10 protein-coding genes are annotated in these 15,953 nt (G+C 67.4%); 5 read left to right on the top strand and 5 right to left on the bottom strand.

The features are described 5' to 3' along the window. Positions 1-4: 4 nt before the first annotated feature. The 4 genes from arcD to CR156_RS13105 all read right to left on the bottom strand — a co-directional run bounded on the left by arcD (position 5) and on the right by CR156_RS13105 (position 6,172). Entirely contained in the window at positions 5-1,426 is a 1,422-nt protein-coding gene (gene arcD, locus CR156_RS13120) for an arginine-ornithine antiporter (RefSeq protein ID WP_100553163.1), read from the bottom strand. Between the two features lie 109 nt (positions 1,427-1,535). Next, positions 1,536-4,346 (bottom strand): TonB-dependent receptor, encoded by a 2,811-nt coding sequence (locus tag CR156_RS13115; RefSeq protein ID WP_100553162.1) that lies wholly within the window; start codon positions 4,344-4,346, stop codon positions 1,536-1,538. Between the two features lie 216 nt (positions 4,347-4,562). After that, the gene (locus CR156_RS13110; protein WP_100553161.1) at positions 4,563-5,213 is read right to left on the bottom strand and encodes an energy transducer TonB; all 651 of its coding nucleotides are present in this window, start codon (positions 5,211-5,213) and stop codon (positions 4,563-4,565) included. Positions 5,214-5,434: 221 nt separating this feature from the next. Next, entirely contained in the window at positions 5,435-6,172 is a 738-nt protein-coding gene (locus CR156_RS13105; protein WP_100553160.1) for an SIMPL domain-containing protein, read from the bottom strand. A gap of 130 nt (positions 6,173-6,302) precedes the next feature. On the opposite strand from CR156_RS13105, the gene CR156_RS13100 reads away from it, so the two are divergent. The 4 genes from CR156_RS13100 (at position 6,303) to tldD (ending at position 13,801) form a co-directional block, all read left to right on the top strand. Then, a complete protein-coding gene (locus CR156_RS13100; protein ID WP_100553159.1) occupies positions 6,303-6,911 on the top strand; it encodes a Maf family nucleotide pyrophosphatase in 609 nt (202 codons plus the stop codon). Then, entirely contained in the window at positions 6,904-8,391 is a 1,488-nt protein-coding gene (rng, locus tag CR156_RS13095; protein ID WP_100553158.1) for a ribonuclease G, read from the top strand. The genes CR156_RS13100 and rng overlap by 8 nt, the downstream gene beginning before the upstream one ends. A 30-nt stretch (positions 8,392-8,421) precedes the next feature. Beyond that, a complete protein-coding gene (locus tag CR156_RS13090; protein ID WP_100553157.1) occupies positions 8,422-12,291 on the top strand; it encodes a YhdP family protein in 3,870 nt (1,289 codons plus the stop codon). A 64-nt stretch (positions 12,292-12,355) separates the two neighbouring features. Further along, positions 12,356-13,801, top strand: coding sequence for a metalloprotease TldD (tldD, locus tag CR156_RS13085; RefSeq protein WP_100553156.1), 1,446 nt, complete (start codon positions 12,356-12,358; stop codon positions 13,799-13,801). Positions 13,802-13,842: 41 nt separating this feature from the next. Here the strand turns inward: tldD and yjgA are convergent, their stop codons facing one another. Beyond that, positions 13,843-14,433, bottom strand: a complete 591-nt coding sequence (gene yjgA / locus CR156_RS13080; protein ID WP_100553155.1) for a ribosome biogenesis factor YjgA — start codon at positions 14,431-14,433, stop codon at positions 13,843-13,845. Between the two features lie 68 nt (positions 14,434-14,501). Here yjgA and pmbA point away from each other — a divergent pair, with 68 nt between their 5' ends. Next, positions 14,502-15,869 (top strand): metalloprotease PmbA, encoded by a 1,368-nt coding sequence (gene pmbA, locus CR156_RS13075; RefSeq protein ID WP_100553154.1) that lies wholly within the window; start codon positions 14,502-14,504, stop codon positions 15,867-15,869. The last annotated feature ends 84 nt before the right edge of the window (positions 15,870-15,953 follow it).

Raw genomic sequence — 15,953 nt, 5'->3', positions numbered from 1 at the left:
GGCTCTACAGCGTCAGCTGGCCTTTCCAGAATGCCACCAGCGTTGTGATCGCCACCACCAGGATCGCGCCGAACAATACCCACTCCCAGCGCGTGAAAATCCGCTCGCCGCGCTGGTGCCGGGTCAACGCGTACAGCACCACGCCCGGCACATACAGCAGCACCGACAGCAGCAGGTTGTCCAGGCCACCGGCATACACCAGCCACAGCGCATAGACGCTGGCCAGCAGTGCGACGATGAAGTCGCGCCAGCGGGCACCGGCCGCGCTGGCGTACGCCTCGCCCTGCCAGGCCAGCTTCACGCCGAACGCGCTGGACAGGAAGTACGGCACCAGGCTCATCGACGCCGCCAGCAGCACCAGGCTTGTGTAGCTGCCCGAATTGAACAGCACCAGCAGCAGGAACAGCTGGATCAGTCCGTTGCTCAGCCACAGCGCATTGGCAGGTACGCCGCGCGCGTTCTCGCGGCCGAGAAATGCCGGCATCGTGCCATCGCCAGCGGCGGCAAACAGCACTTCGGCGCACAGCAGCACCCATGCCAGCAGTGCACCCAGCACCGAGATGATCGAGCCGATGATGATCACCGTTGCGCCCCATTCGCCCACGATCGCACGCAGCACATAGGCCATCGAGGGATTGGGCAGGCCCGCCAGCTCGGCCTGCGACAGCACGCCCATCGACAGCAGGCTGACCAGCACCAGCAGCAGCCACACGCCGAGGAAGCCGATCACGGTGGCGCGGCCGACATCGGCGCGTCGTGTGGCCCGGCGCGAGTAGATGCTGGCGCCTTCGATACCGATGAACACCCACACGGTGACCAGCATCATTCCGCGCAGCTGTTGACCCATGTCCCCCAGCGCGGGAGCGCCGAAGAAGTCGGCGCGGAACACGTCCATGCGGAATGCACCGGCCGCCAGAACCAGGAACAGCGCGATCGGCACCAGCTTGGCCACGGTGACCAGGCCATTGATGATCGCGGCGGTACGCAGGCCGCGCAGCACCAGCAGGTGCACGGTCCACAGCAACACGGACGATGCGGCGATGGCGGCCGGTGTATTGCCTTCACCGAACACCGGCGCGAAGTGGCCGATGCCGCTGAAGATCAGCACGAAGAAGCTGGCGTTGCCGAGCACCGAAGCGACCCAGTAGCCCCAGGCCGCAGAGAAGCCGATGTAGTTGCCGAAGCCTGCGCGCGCATACGCATAGATGCCGGTGTCCAGGTCGGGGCGACGATTGGCCAGGGCCTGGAACACGAAGGCGAGCATCAGCATGCCGGCACCGCTCACTGCCCAGCCGATCAGTGCGGCGGCCGGGCCGGCGCTGCGCGCCACGTTCTGCGGCAGCGAGAAGATGCCGGCGCCGACCATCGAACCGACCACCAGTGCGGTCAGTGCGGCCAGGCCAAGGCGTTGGTTGGAAGAGGGCATCACGTGCGCTGCAGCTGTCCGGGGTGCCCATGATGGACGCTGTCGCGTGCGGAAAAAAGCAAAGGCCCGGGCGAGAGCCCGGGCCTTTGCGGGTGACGCTGCAGCAGGATTACTTGAACGTGTACTTGGCACCGACGGTGAAGTAACGGCCCAGCGCACCGGAGAAGTGCATCGGGTTGTAGTTCACGCCGCCGTAGGTGGTCGGATCGAGCGGGGCGATACGGTCGAACACGTTGGCCACCGAGGCATTGAGCTCGAAGGCTTCGGTGATGTTCCAGCGACCGGACAGATCGAAGGTGGTGAACGAAGAGATCTTCTTCACCGGCGTTCCATCTTCATAGAACGCCTGATACGTGCCGCCGCGCTTGTCGGTGTTGTCCATCTTGCCGATGTAGTTGGCAATGCCGCTGACGCTCCAAGGTCCCTGTCGCCAGGTGGTACCGAAGTTGATCTTGTCCTTCGGGGTGCCGATGCAGTTGGTGACGTCGCAATTGCCGTGGGTGCCGGCATAGTCGACAGTCTCATCGCCTTCGGTACGCTCGAACTTCAGGACGTGGCTCCACTGCAGGTCCATTTCCAGCTGGCCCGGACCGATGTCGAAGGTCTGGCGGATATCGGTATCGATGCCGCGAACACGTGAAGAGTTGGCATTCACGTAGGCCGTGTTGACCGCGAGGATGTTGCCGCTGTTGGGAACGCCGCCGATGTTGTTGATGTCACGCACCACATTGCCGGCCCGGATCGCTGCCGTCGTGCTGCCCTGGGCGATTTCGTTGGTGCGCTTGATCTGCCACGCATCGACGGTCAACGAGGTCGAGGACGTCGGCTGCAGCACGATGCCCACCGAGTAACTCTTGGATTCCTCCGGCTTCAGATCCTTGTTCGGGCGGGTGATGATCGCTACCGTACGGGCGGTACATTCGCCGGCGTCGATGGCGCAACGAACCGGGTCGGATGCGTTCGAGAATGCAGCCAGGCCACCGTCACCATTTTCGGCAGGGTTCGGTGCGCGGAAGCCTTCAGCATAGCTGGCACGCAGTGCGATCCAGTCGGCAGGAGTCCACTTCACGCCGAGCTTCGGCGTGGCCTTGCCTTCACCGCTTTCGTACTTGTCGTATCGCAGGGCACCAGACAGTTCCAGCTGTTCCAGCACCGGTGCGGACAGTTCGACGTAACCGGCATACACGTTCTGGGTGCCGTCGTAGGCCGAGTAACCCAGACCGATGATGTCACCCGTGTCGGTGTAGGTCTGCGGGGTCAGGCTGTTGCTGGTCTTGCGCCATTCCGTGCCGATTGCCAGGCCCAGTGGACCACCCTTCAGGTCCATCAGGCTGCGCGACACGGTGAAGTCGAACATGTCCAGGCCGGATTTCGCACGGGCGCTGATGGTTGGTGAGATGTAGTCGTACAACGCCTGCGAATTCAGATTGGCATTGTCGCCGATGCGCCACACGCCACCTGCGCAGTTCGGATTGCCCAGCGCGCACTGCACGGCGCTGTAGCGCAGGAAACCAGTGCGCTTGTTGACCAGGTCGGTCGCCGAATGCAGGTAGGCGGTGTCGTAGCTCCAGTCACCCCAGTTGCCCTTGACGCCCACCAGGAAGCGGTTGAACTCGTTGGTGTTGTTGGTCACGCGCGGACCGACATCCCACGCCGAATAGCGCAGCCTGGAGGCCTGGCCGGGAATCGGGTTGTCAGGATGGTTCGGGCCGAGCACGGTGGCTTTGGAGCCACTGTTCGCGGTGACGACGCCGCCTGGATAGCCCCAGGTACCCGCAGCGCCTGACGGGGTGTTGCTGAAGATCGTTTCCTTCTTCGAGTAGCCGATCTCCGTGTAGATCTCGCCGCCTTCGCCGAAAGCGAAGCTGGCACGGCCGAACACGTTGATGTACTTCTCTTCAGGAGTCAGGTCGCGATACTGCTGCGCCGGATCCCACAGGCAGCCTTGCGCCTGCGCGCTTGCATCCGTCTGGCCCGGAATGGTGGTGAGGTTCGCGCAGCCCGGCAGCGCAACCAGGAAGGCAGGATTGTCCTTGGTTACATTGCGGTCGTCGAAGACCGAACCATTGGGGCCGACGCCGCCTGCCGTGCCCTTGGATAGATACGCGCCGCCCAGGAACTGCGAGTCGGCTGCGTCGTAGCCCCACGGGCGGGTATCGCCGGTACCGATCCACTTGCGGTTCTTGCGGTCGCTGATCTTGATGGCGTCGGTCTTGCCGACATCCAGGCTGAAGAAAGCGTTCCAGCCGTCGGTAGCCAGATCGCCGGTACCGGCGGTCAGGGTGGCCTTCTTGGCATCGCCGTCGCCATCACCGGAGGTGCCGTAGGAGGCACGCAGGATCGCGCCCTGGAAGTCGCTGCGCAGGATGATGTTGACCACGCCTGCGATGGCATCGGAACCATAGATCGCCGAGGCGCCGTCCTTCAGTACTTCCACGCGCTCGACGGCATCGAGGGGGATGGTGCTGAGGTCGGTGAACACCTTCTGGCCGTCATCGGCCAGGCCGTAGGTGGCCATGCGGCGGCCGTTCAACAGCACCAGTGTCGAGCCGGCGCCCAGGCCGCGCAGCGAAATGCCGGCGCCGCCACCGGCGAAGCCGTTGCCGAAGGTCTTGGGGATGGAGCCGGCGCCATCGGCGGTGATGGTCTGCAGGTACTCGGCAAGTGTGGTCTTGCCGGTGCGATCGATCTCCTGGCGGGTCACCACCTGCACCGGTGACGGTGTCTCGGTGTTTGTGCGCGGGATGTTCGAACCGGTGACGGTGATCCGGTCAAGGTTGGTGGCCTGTTCCTGTGCGAATGCAGAGGAGGAGGCCACGGCGCCGGCGAGCAGCAGGGCGCCGCCGGTGAGGATATGGGTGATGGATGTTGCCAGGTGGTTGCGGCGGCGGCTGGCGGGCCGTTGGATCGGGTGTTTCACAGCTTCTCTCCTGACTGGAAAACTCGAGCATTGAGGGCTGTCTCCGGTGTGTCCCGGGACGCGTCAATCTAGGTTTCCGGCAGGTGACGGAGGTGTGAAGTTTTACTAAATTCGTAACGGTTTTCCAACGAAGTTCAAATAACCGGGCAGATTGGCCCTGTTCCGGCCCATTCACCGTTGTGGCCGGCCCGGCGCGCTGCCGGGCCGGCCTCTGACTCAGTCGGGCAGGGAGAACTGCACCGGCACCATGCCGATCGCCGGAACGGCCATGCCATCACGCTCGGCCGGCACGAAACGCCAGTGGCGCAGCACCTGCTGGCGCGCGGCCTGGTCCAGGCTGCGGGAACCGCTGCTGCGTTCGATGCTGACATTCACCGGCTGGCCACTGGGGTCCACTTCCACCCGCAGCAGCACCGTGCCCTGCTCGTGGTTGCGCAGGGCCTGGATCGGGTAGCTGGGCGGCGGGTTGCTGCGGTACTGCAGCTGGGCACCGGCCAACGGCGTGGACGGGGCGATCGTCGGCGCCGTCTGCACCACTGTCGGCTCGGCGGCCGGCAGGATGATGCCCTGGGCCTCCTCGACGGTGGCGGTAGGCGTCGGCAGCGGTGCGGGCACCGGCGTGGCCTGCCGCTTGTGCACCACCTCCACCTTTTCGGGTTCGGTCGGCAGCGGTACCGGCGGCTTCGGGTCTTCCTTCGGAATGAACCGGATCGTGGTCTGGTCGCGGGGAAGTGCGGTGACGGCCTGGTAGGTCGCCGGAATCAGCAACATCAGGAACGCAAGCAGATGCAGGGCGATGGCCGCACTCCAGGCGGCAACGCGGGCAGGATCGAAGTGCAGGGGTACTACGGGATACGTACGAACCATGGTCCACCTCCATGCCAGTGTCGAAGTCCTCAACGCACCAGGGCCGCCATCGGGGTTGCCGCACGCGGCTGGCAGTCAATCATTAGCGCGCCGCCTCTACCACTGCCTAGAGGCAGGGGCGGCAGCGTTGAGCTGGCCTTCATCTAGCGGGGCGGGCACGGCGACGACGGAAACGAAAACGGCACCCCGCAGGGCGCCGTTGCAGGAAGCGGGCAGGGGCTTCAGCGGCCCAGTTCGAACACCACGTCCAGGTTGACCGAGACGGTCGACTCACCCGGGGCGACCGGGGTGGCCTTGTCCATCGCCGCGCCCGCTGCCATCGATCGCATCATCATCGGCGGGCGGAAACCGCCACCAGCGTTCTCGGAGATGCTGACAATACGGCGCACCTGCAGGCCAAGCGACTTCGCATAGGTCTGGGCGCGGGCCTGGGCCTTCTTCAGTGCCGCCAGGCGGGCTTCGTCATAGACCGGTTCGGGCTGGTCGATCTCGAACTGCGGGCCGTTGATCTGGTTGGCGCCCTGCGCGGCCAGCGCGTCCAGCACCTTGCCGAGCTTGGCGATGTCGCGGACCTTCAGGCTGACGGTGTTGCTGGCCTGGTAGCCGGTGATCTTCGGTGCTTCGTTGTCGGCATAGCGGTACTGCGGGTTGAGGCTGACGCCGCTGGTCTGCACGTCGCGCTCGGCGATGCCGGCGGCCTTGATCGCGGCCAGTACCTTGTCCATCTGCTGGGCGTTCTGGCGCATCGCGCTGTTGCCGTCGGCGGCCTGGGTGACCACGCCGGCCGACAGGGTGGCGACGTCCGGCACGCGGGTGGCTTCGGCGTTGGCCGAGATGTTCAGCAGCGTGCCTTCGGCCGCAGCGGCGATCGACGGCGACGACGGGTCGGCATGGGCGGTCATCGAAGCTCCAAGAGCGAGGGACAGGGCAAGCAGCAGCGGGGTGGCGGTGCGGCGCATGGGATCTCCTTGTTGTGGCGGTGAGGGTGGTGTCGTAGCGATGAACGCGCTGTGAGTCCGTTCGGGGTTGCAGGCGCCGGGGAAGGATTGTCCGACGATTCAGGTACCGGCGTCAGGTTATGCTGTGTCGATGCTCTATCTTGCTTCCCGCTCCCCCCGACGCAACCAGCTGCTGGCCCGACTCGGACGCCCTTTCCAGGCCTTGGACCTGGAGGTCGTCGAGCAGCGCGCGGCCTCTGAAAGTGCCCAGGACTATGTGTGCCGGGTCGCCGCCGACAAGGCGCGCGCCGGCCTGGCGCGGGTGCTGGCCGAGGACCCGCAGGCGCGGGTGCTGGGCTCGGATACCGAAGTGGTGCTCGATGGCGACGTATTCGGCAAGCCGGCCGATGCCGCCGACGCGCGGGCGATGCTGGCGCGGCTGGCCGGGCGCACCCATCAGGTGATGACCGCCGTGGTGGTGGTGGACGCGCAGGGGCTGGACAGCGAACTGGTCGTTTCCGAAGTCACTTTCGCCCCGATCAGTGCCGCCGACATCGCCGCCTACGTCGCCACCGGCGAGCCGCTGGACAAGGCGGGCGCCTATGCCATCCAGGGCGGCGCCGAGCGCTGGATCGAACACCTTTCCGGCAGCTACTCCGGTGTCATGGGGCTGCCGTTGCTGCATACCGATCGTCTGCTGGCCCGCTGCGGCGTGCTGGCCCCAACTGCTGATGCCGCCAGGGAGGCTGCCGATGTCTGAGGAAATCCTGGTCAATGTGACCCCGCGCGAAACCCGGGTCGCGGTGATCGAGAACGGCATGCTGCAGGAACTGCACATCGAGCGCGGTTGGCGCCGGGGTGTGGTCGGCAACATCTACAAGGGCAAGGTGCAGCGGGTCATGCCGGGCATGCAGGCGGCCTTCGTCGAAGTGGGGCTGGACCGCGCCGCGTTCCTGCACGCCAACGACGTGGTGCGGCCGGCGCCGGTGGCCAGTGCCGATACCGAGAACACGACCCTGCCGCCGCCGTCCAGCGTGCCGATCGTGGAACTGCTGCGCGACGGCCAGGACATCGTGGTGCAGGTGGTGAAGGATCCGATCGGGACCAAGGGCGCACGCCTGACCACCCAGATCAGCATTCCCTCGCGCTACATGGTGCTGCTGCCGCAATCGAAGGTGGTGGGCGTGTCGGCGCGTATCGAGGACGAAGGCGAGCGCGCACGGCTGAAGACGCTGGTGACCGAACTGTCGGCCCAGCACGGCGGCTACGGCTACATCGTGCGCACCAATGCCGAGGGCCAGCCGGCCGAGGCCATCGCCGAAGACATCGCCTACCTGTCACGGGTGTGGAACGTGGTCGAGCGTCGCGGCCGCGAGGCGGCGTCGTGCAGCAACATCTATGAAGACCTGAGCCTGCCGCTGCGCTCGGTGCGCGACCTGATCCGCAAGGACGTGGACAAGGTGAAGGTGGACTCGAAGGAGACTTTCGCCCAGCTGCAGGCCTTCGTGGCCAAGTACATGCCGGTGCTGGCCGAGAAGATCGAGCTGTACAGCGGCGATCGTCCGATCTTCGACATGTTCGGGGTCGAGGACGAGATCGGCCGTGCGCTGGACAAGCAGGTGCCGCTGAAGTCGGGTGGCTATCTGGTGATCGACCAGACCGAGGCGATGACCACCATCGACGTCAATACCGGCTCGTTCCTCGGCCAGCGCAACCTGGAAGAGACGGTGTTCCGCACCAACCTGGAGGCCGCGCAGGCGGTGGCCAGGCAGCTGCGCCTGCGCAACCTGGGCGGCATCATCATCATCGACTTCATCGACATGGATGATGCCGAGCATCGCCGCCAGGTGCTGCGCACGCTGGAAAAGGCGTTGGCCCGCGACCATGCCAAGACCACGGTGTACGACTTCTCGCCGCTGGGGCTGGTGGAGATGACCCGCAAGCGCACGGTGGAAAGCCTGGAGCGCCAGCTGTCGGAGACCTGCCCGCAGTGCAGTGGCCGCGGCACCATCAAGACCACCGAAACGGTGACCTATGAAATCTTCCGCGAGATCACCCGTGCGGTGCGCCAGTTCGATGCCGCGCGCCTGCTGGTGATCGCCTCCAGCAAGGTGGTGGCGCGGATCACCGATGAGGAATCCACGGCGGTGGCCGAGCTGGAGGAGTTCCTCGGCAAGAGCATCCGCTTCCAGGCGGATGAGCAGTACCTGCAGGAGCAGTTCGATGTTGTTCTGCTCTGATCCAGGCCGACTGTCTGCTTTCGGTGGCCGATGAGCGCGCCGCCGCGCCTGCGACTGCGAAGGATCCGCCGTCATTTCATCGCCGCATGCGCGGTCGGCCTGGTCGGGCTTGCCCTGCTGGTCGGTACCCTCAGCCAGCTGCTGCCGCTGGCTGAGCGCCATCCGGACAGGATCGCGGCCTGGCTGAGCGCGCGCGCCGGACAACCGGTGCGCTTTGAACGCCTGGACACTACCTGGACCCGACGCGGTCCATTGCTGCAGTTGAAGGGCCTGCGCATCGGCGCGGGCCAGGGCCTGGCCATCGGCGAAGCCGAGGTGCTGGTGTCGATGTACAGCGGCCTGCTGCCGGGCCGCTCGCTGACCGAACTGCGCCTGCGCGGCCTGGCACTGGATCTGCAGCAGGCTGCCGATGGCCGCTGGTCGGTGCGTGGCCTGCCGCAGTCCAGTGCTGGCGGCGATCCACTGGACGCGTTGCGCCGGCTGGGCGAACTGCAGGTGATAGGCGGCCGCCTGGGCGTGCATGCACCTGCGCTGGGCGTCGACGCCAACCTGCCACGCATCGATCTGCGCCTGCGCGTGGATGGCGACCGCCTGCGGGTGGGCGTGCGTGCCTGGGCACAGATCGACGCCTTGCCGCTGACGGCGGTGCTGGACCTGGATCGCCAGCGCGGCAACGGCCAGGCCTGGCTCGGTGCCGACCCGGTTGATTTCCGCGCCTGGTCGCCGTTGCTGGCGGCCGGTGGGATGCGCCTGCGCGAGGGCAAGGGCGAACTCAACCTGTGGCTGACCCTGCGTGATTTCGCGCCGGTGGCGCTGACCACCGATTCGGACCTGCGCGATCTGCGTATCGAAGGCGCACCGATGCCCGGCATCGCGGGTCCGCAGATGCAGCTGCAACGGCTGCAGGCGCGCCTGCGCTGGCAGCGGACCGCAGACGGGTGGGCGCTGCAGGTGCCGCGCCTGCGCCTGCAGGCCGAGGGCAGCCAGCAGCAGCTGGACGGCCTGCAAGTGCGGATGGGCAAGCAGATGCAGGTGCAGGCCGGGGCGGCGCAGGCGGGTCTCGCGCTGCGCGCGCTGGCACTCAGCGACCGGCTGGATGCGGGCCTGCGCCATTGGCTGTACCTGGCCAAGCCGCAGCTGGACGTGGCGCAGCTGCAGGTGCGCGGCCAGCAGGATGGCCCGTTGTGGGTACAGGGCGAACTGCAGTCGCTGGGCTTTGCCAGCGTTGGCAACTCGCCGGGCCTGCGCGGCCTGGGCGGCCGCTTCGAGGGCGATGCCGATGGCTTCAGCCTGCAGCTGCAACCGCAACGTCAGCTGCAGTTCGATTGGCCGACCGGTTTCGGCGTGCGCCATGACCTGCACCTGGCCGGGCAGATCGTCGGTTGGCGCGACGAGGCCGGTGGCTGGCGCATCGGCACCCCGGCGATGCGCGTGGAAGGCACCGACTACGCCGCCGACGTGCGCGGTGGCCTCTGGTTCCAGGGCGATGGCACCCGGCCGTGGATGCAGCTGGCGGCCAAGCTGGACGACGTGCCGATGACCGCCGCCAAACGTTTCTGGATCCATTCCAAAATGAGCAAGGGCGCCACCGACTGGCTGGACATGGCCTTGGCCGGTGGCCAGGTGCGCAACGGCATCGGCCTGGTCAGCGGTGATCTGGACGACTGGCCGTTCGACAACAACGACGGCCGCTTCGAGGCCACCGGCCACATCACCAACGGTGACATCCGCTTCCAGCATGATTGGCCGTTGATGAGCCAGGTGGACGCCGATGTCGCCTTCATCGGCCCAGGCTTCCACATGCAGGGCCGCGGCGATCTGGCCGGCGTAGCGGTACAGAAGTTCGAAGCCGGCATCCAGGACTTCGGCCAGCAGCCGCTGTACGTGCGCGCCGACAGCCAGGGCGATGCCGGCAAGCTGCTGGCAATGCTGCGGCAGAGCCCGCTGCACAAGGAATACGGCGACACCCTGGACAACCTCGCGGCAAGCGGCCCGGCCAACGTGCATTTCGATCTGCTGCAACCGCTGCACCATGACCAGGGCGGCGGCCACCTGCAGGGCACGGTGGACCTGGCTGGGCTGAAGCTGGTCGACAAGCGCTTCCAGCTGGAATTCGACAACATGCGCGGGCAGGCCCGCTACAGCAACGCCGGCTTCGCCGCCGAGGAACTGGCGGTGCGCCACCTCGGCCAGGACGGACGGCTGAGCCTGCGCGCCGGTGGTTTCGTGCGTGACCCCAAGCTGGCCTTCGAATCGGAACTGGCCGCCACGCTCGACGCGGGCGTGCTGATCGACCGCGCACCGGAAATGGCGTGGCTGAAGCCCTACATCAATGGCACCTCGCCGTGGACCATCGCGGTGAACCTGCCGAAGGTCGCACCGGGTGCGCCCGCGCCGCCGAGTGAGCTGCGCCTGCGCTCGGACCTGGTGGGCACCCGCCTGGACCTGCCGGCACCGCTGCAGAAGCCGGCCAGCGAGCCGCTGCCGACCACCGTGGCCGCGCAGTTGCCGATGGGCGCTGGCCGCATCGACGTGGCATTCGGCCAGCGTCTGGCGCTGGCCGCGCGCAGCCACAACAACCAGACCGGCGTGCAGGTCACCCTGGGCAGCGACCGTGTTGACCGCGAACCGCCGCCCAGCGGGCTGACCATCAATGGCCGCAGCCCGACGCTGGATGCGCTGGAATGGATCGGCCTGGCCCGTGGCGCCGGCGGCGATGGCGATCCGATGCCGCTGCGCGCAGTGGACGTGCAGGTCGGCCAGCTGATGCTGATCGGCGGCGTGTTCGAGCAGACCCGCCTGCAGCTGCATCCCGGCCCGCAGGCGCTGGACGTGCGCCTGGATGGCCCCTCGCTGGCTGGCAAGTTGACCGTACCCAACGCCGATGGCGGCACCATCAGCGGCCAGCTTGAGCGGGTGTACTGGCAATCGTTGCCGACCCTTCCCGGAGCGACCGCGGCACCGGCACGGGTGCAGGCCGGCGCCGACGACATGGACCCGGCCAAACTGCCGCCGTTCGCGTTGGACATCGCCGATCTGAAGTTCGGCAAGGTCGTGCTGGGCCAGGCAGTGCTGCGCACGCGGCCGGTTGCCAATGGCCTGAGCGTGGAAGAACTGCGCTTCCGTGCCCCCAGCCAGGAGATCGACATCCGTGGTCGTTGGCTCGGCAAGGGCGGCGGCTCGCGCACCGCGCTTGATGCGCAGGTGCGCAGTGAAGACCTGGGCGGGTTGCTGCAGAACCTCGACTACGGCGGCCAGCTGCGCGGCGGCTCCGGCCACGCCCAGCTGCAGGCGTCGTGGCCCGGTGGTCCTTCCGATTTCCAGCTGGGCAACCTGCAGGGCCAGCTCGATGTGAACGCCCGCAATGGCCAGCTGCTGGAGCTGGAACCGGGTGCCGGCCGCGTGCTGGGCCTGCTCAGCGTCGCCCAGCTGCCGCGACGGCTGATGTTCGACTTCCGCGATTTCTTCTCCAAGGGCTTCGCGTTCAACCAGGTCGAGGGCAGCGTGCAGTTCGGCGAGGGCATGGCGCGTACCGACAAGGTGCTGATCGAAGGGCCGGCAGCGAACATCACCATCCGTGGCGAGGCCGACCTGCGCAAGCAGCAGTTCGACCAGACCATCGACGTCAACCCGCGCGCGGGCAACCTGCTGACCGTGGTCGGCGCGGTGGCCGGCGGCCCGGTCGGTGCGGCGCTGGGCGCCGCCACCAATGCGGTATTGTCCAAGCCACTGGGCGAGATCGGCGCCCGCACCTACAAGGTGACCGGCCCGTGGAAGGAGCCCAAGGTGGAAGTGATCGAGCGCAGCCGCGAACGAGAGCCAGCGCCGGCACCGCCGCCGCGCATACAACCATTGCCGGCCGTGCCGCCGACCGTCACCGAACCACCGCCGCCGCGTTGAGCCCGGCGTCCCCGTTTCCCCCGGCGGACTTGCCTGGCCGCCTTCACACCCCCAGATCGAGACCATGACTGACAACGCCCTGACGCTTGCCCAAGATCGCCTGTTGCGCCCCGGTGGCCTGGATACCGCCGGCCTGGAGCGCACCTTCGGCCAACTGCTCGGCCCCGGTGTGGACTTTGGCGACCTGTACTTCCAGCACGCCCGGCGCGAAAGCTGGAGCGTGGAAGACGGCATCGTCAAGGACGGCGCCCATTCCATCGAGCAGGGCGTGGGCGTGCGCGCGATTTCCGGCGAGAAGACCGGCTTTGCCTATTCCGATGACATCCACGCCGGTGCACTGCTGGCGGCGGCGCAGTCGGCACGTGCGATCTCGCGCGAAGGTGGCGCACAGACCGGACGCTCGCTGCTGCGCGGCGATGCGCGCGTGCTGTATCCGGCACTGGACCCGATCGACGGCCTCGGCAACGAAGCCAAGGTCGAGGTGCTCAAGCGCCTGGACGGTTACCTGCGCGCGGCCGACCCGCGCGTGAAGCAGGTGATGGTCAGCCTGTCCGGTGGCGTCGATACCGTGCTGGTTGCCCGCACCGATGGTGTGCTGGGCGCCGACGTGCGCCCGCTGGTGCGCTTGAACGTGCAGGTGATCGTTGAACAGAACGGTCGCCGCGAGTCGGGTTATTCCGGCGGCGGTGGTCGCTACGGCTATGAAGTGCTGTTTGCCGATGGCCGCCCGGAAGCCTTCGCGCGCGAGGCGCTGCGGCAGGCATTGGTGAACCTGGAGGCGGTGCCGGCACCGGCCGGAGTGATGCCGGTAGTGCTGGGGCCGGGCTGGCCGGGCGTGCTGCTGCACGAGGCGGTCGGCCATGGCCTGGAAGGTGACTTCAACCGCAAGGGCACCAGTGTCTACGCCGGCAGGATCGGCGAGCGTGTGGCTGCCGCGGGCGTGACCATCGTCGACGACGGCACCCTGGATGGGCGCCGTGGTTCACTCAACATCGATGACGAAGGCCATCCGACCCAGTGCACCACGCTGATCGAGGACGGCATCCTGGTCGGCTACATGCAGGACAGCCTCAACGCGCGGCTGATGGGCGTGGCGCCGACCGGCAACGGCCGTCGCGAATCGTTCGCGCACATGACCATGCCGCGCATGACCAACACCTACATGCGCGCCGGTCAGCACGATCCGCAGGAAATGATCCGTTCGGTGAAGAAGGGCCTGTACGCAGTCAATTTCGGCGGCGGCCAGGTCGACATCACCAGCGGCAAGTACGTGTTCTCGGCCACCGAGGCCTACCTGATCGAGGATGGCCGGATCACCGCTCCGGTGAAGGGCGCGACCCTGATCGGCAACGGCCCGGAAACCATGCAGAAGGTGCGCATGGTCGGCAACGACCTGGCCCTGGACGAGGGCGTGGGCATCTGCGGCAAGGACGGGCAGAGCGTGCCGGTCGGTGTCGGCCAGCCTTCGCTGCTGATCGAGGGCATCACCGTCGGCGGTACCCAGGCCTGAGCACGGCGATGGCCACAGCCACCGCCATGCCGGACGGGGACTCAGTCCTCGTCGGTGTCGTCGACCGGCGCGTCCGCCTCGACATCCTCACCGGATGCCTTCAGGCCCAGCGCGGCCGGCAGCATCAGCGCGCGCAGCACCTGGAAGATTTCGCGGTAGGCGCGCGGCGGCTTGTTCTTGGCCTTTTCGGCCTGGGCGTTGCGCACCAACGTGCGCAGCTGCTGGCGGTCGGCCTGCGGGTAATCGTTGAGCAGTGCGGCCAGCGCGGTGTCGCCCTCGTTCATCAGGCGTTCGCGCCAGTCTTCGGCACGGTGCATCATCGCCACTTCGCGGCGGCCGGTGTCACTGTTGGCGTCCAGCGCATCGCGGATCGCGTCCAGCGCGGCATCGTCCTCGCGGCGCATGTGCTTGGCCAGGAACGCCAGCTGCCGCTTGTGCGCGATATGGGCGGTGATCCGCTTGCACTCGGCGATGTGCGGCAGCAGGTCCTCCGGGATCGGCAGGCGCGCCAGCTGGGCCGGGGTCAGCGACACCAGCTTCTCGCCCAGGGCCAGGACGTCGAGCGCATCGCGCCGGTTCTGGCTGCGGCTCTTGTCGTGGAATTCACCGGTTTCTTCGTCGCGTCCGCGCATCGTCCATACCTGATTTCAAAAAAAGTCGCCCGGCGTGATGCCGGGCCCAACCCGCACAGGATAAAGCATTGAACGTGATCGCCCCTGAAGTTGCCGTCGGCGACGACAGCCCGGCCCGGCTGGAACGGCTGGCCGACATCTCCCAGCAGCTGCTGCAGCGTGCCCGCGCGCTGGGCGCCAGCCAGGCCGAGGTCAGCTGCAGCGAGGACCGCGGGCTGGAGGTCAATGTCCGTCTCGGCGAGGTCGAGACCGTGCAGTCCACCCGTGACCGCGGCATTGCCGTGACCGTCTACTTCGGCCAGCGCAAGGGCAGTGCCAGCACCGCCGACCTGCATGAGGCCAGCCTGCTGGCCACCGTCGAGCAGGCCTGCGCGATCGCCCGCCATACCGAGGACGACCCGGCCGCCGGCCTGGCCGAGGCGGGGTTGATGGCCCGCGACTTCCCCGAACTGGACGGCTGGCACCCCTGGGAGCTGCAGGCCGACGAGGCGGTGGACCTGGCACTGGCCTGCGAGGCAGCGGGCCGCGAAGCCGATGCGCAGATCCGCAATTCCGATGGCGCCTCGGTGTCGAGCATGCAGAGCGTGTCGGTCTACGCCAATTCGCATGGGTTCATCGGCCGCGAGCGCGGTACCCATCATTCGATCGGCTGTGCGCTGATTGCCGGCACCGGCGATGGCATGCAGCGCGACGGCTGGTACACCGGCGCACTGGCCCGCGAGGACCTGGAAGATCCGGCCAGCGTCGGTCGCCGCGCCGCCGAGCGCACGGTCGCCCGCCTGCAGCCGCGCTCGTTGCCGACCGGCAGCATGCCGGTGCTGTACGCGCCGGAAGTAGCGCGCAGCCTGGTGGGCCATCTGCTGTCGGCGGTGTCCGGCGGCGCACTGTACCGCCAGGCGAGCTTCCTGCTGGACAGCGTCGACCAGCAGCTGTTCCCCGACTGGATGCAGATCGAGGAGCTGCCGCACCTGCGCCGTGGCCTGCGCTCGGCCGCCTTCGATGGCGACGGCGTGGCCACGCGTGCGTCGGCCCTGGTCCGCGACGGCGTGCTGCAGCGTTACGTGCTGGGCAGCTATTCGGCACGCAAGCTGGGCCTGCAGACCACCGCCAATGCCGGCGGCGTGCACAACCTGCAGCTGGCGGCCAATGCCGGTTCGCTGCAGGAGATCGCCGCGCAGATGGGCAACGGCCTGCTGGTGACCGAGCTGATGGGGCAGGGGGTGAACGGGGTGACCGGCGACTACTCGCGCGGCGCCGGCGGCTTCCGCGTGGAGGACGGCCAGATCCAGTATCCGGTGGACGGCATCACCATCGCCGGCAACCTCCGCGACATGTTCATGGCCATCGAGGCGGTCGGCAGCGACGTCGATCCGCGCTCGCATATCCGCACCGGCTCGATCCTGGTGGGACGGATGACGATCGCCGGCAATGATTGATGCCATTGATGGCGTAAGCTAGGCCCGCCTGACGCGACCGGCTTGCCGCCGGTCGGTCAAGACCACCCAATAAAAAGGAGTTTT

It is taken from the genome of Stenotrophomonas lactitubi (genome assembly GCF_002803515.1).
GTDB lineage: Bacteria > Pseudomonadota > Gammaproteobacteria > Xanthomonadales > Xanthomonadaceae > Stenotrophomonas > Stenotrophomonas lactitubi.
The sequence above is the reverse complement of the archived record's forward strand: the minus strand, read 5'-3'. Positions and strand labels throughout refer to the sequence as shown.

Excerpts from the sequence above, each read along its gene's own strand:
- arcD (WP_100553163.1), bottom strand. The coding sequence starts at position 1,426 with ATGCCCTCTTCCAACCAACGCCTTGGCCTGGCCGCACTGACCGCACTG.
- CR156_RS13110 (WP_100553161.1), bottom strand. The coding sequence starts at position 5,213 with ATGGTTCGTACGTATCCCGTAGTACCCCTGCACTTCGATCCTGCCCGC.
- CR156_RS13105 (WP_100553160.1), bottom strand. The coding sequence starts at position 6,172 with ATGCGCCGCACCGCCACCCCGCTGCTGCTTGCCCTGTCCCTCGCTCTT.
- CR156_RS13100 (WP_100553159.1), top strand. The coding sequence starts at position 6,303 with ATGCTCTATCTTGCTTCCCGCTCCCCCCGACGCAACCAGCTGCTGGCC.
- rng (WP_100553158.1), top strand. The coding sequence starts at position 6,904 with ATGTCTGAGGAAATCCTGGTCAATGTGACCCCGCGCGAAACCCGGGTC.
- CR156_RS13090 (WP_100553157.1), top strand. The coding sequence starts at position 8,422 with ATGAGCGCGCCGCCGCGCCTGCGACTGCGAAGGATCCGCCGTCATTTC.
- tldD (WP_100553156.1), top strand. The coding sequence starts at position 12,356 with ATGACTGACAACGCCCTGACGCTTGCCCAAGATCGCCTGTTGCGCCCC.
- yjgA (WP_100553155.1), bottom strand. The coding sequence starts at position 14,433 with ATGCGCGGACGCGACGAAGAAACCGGTGAATTCCACGACAAGAGCCGC.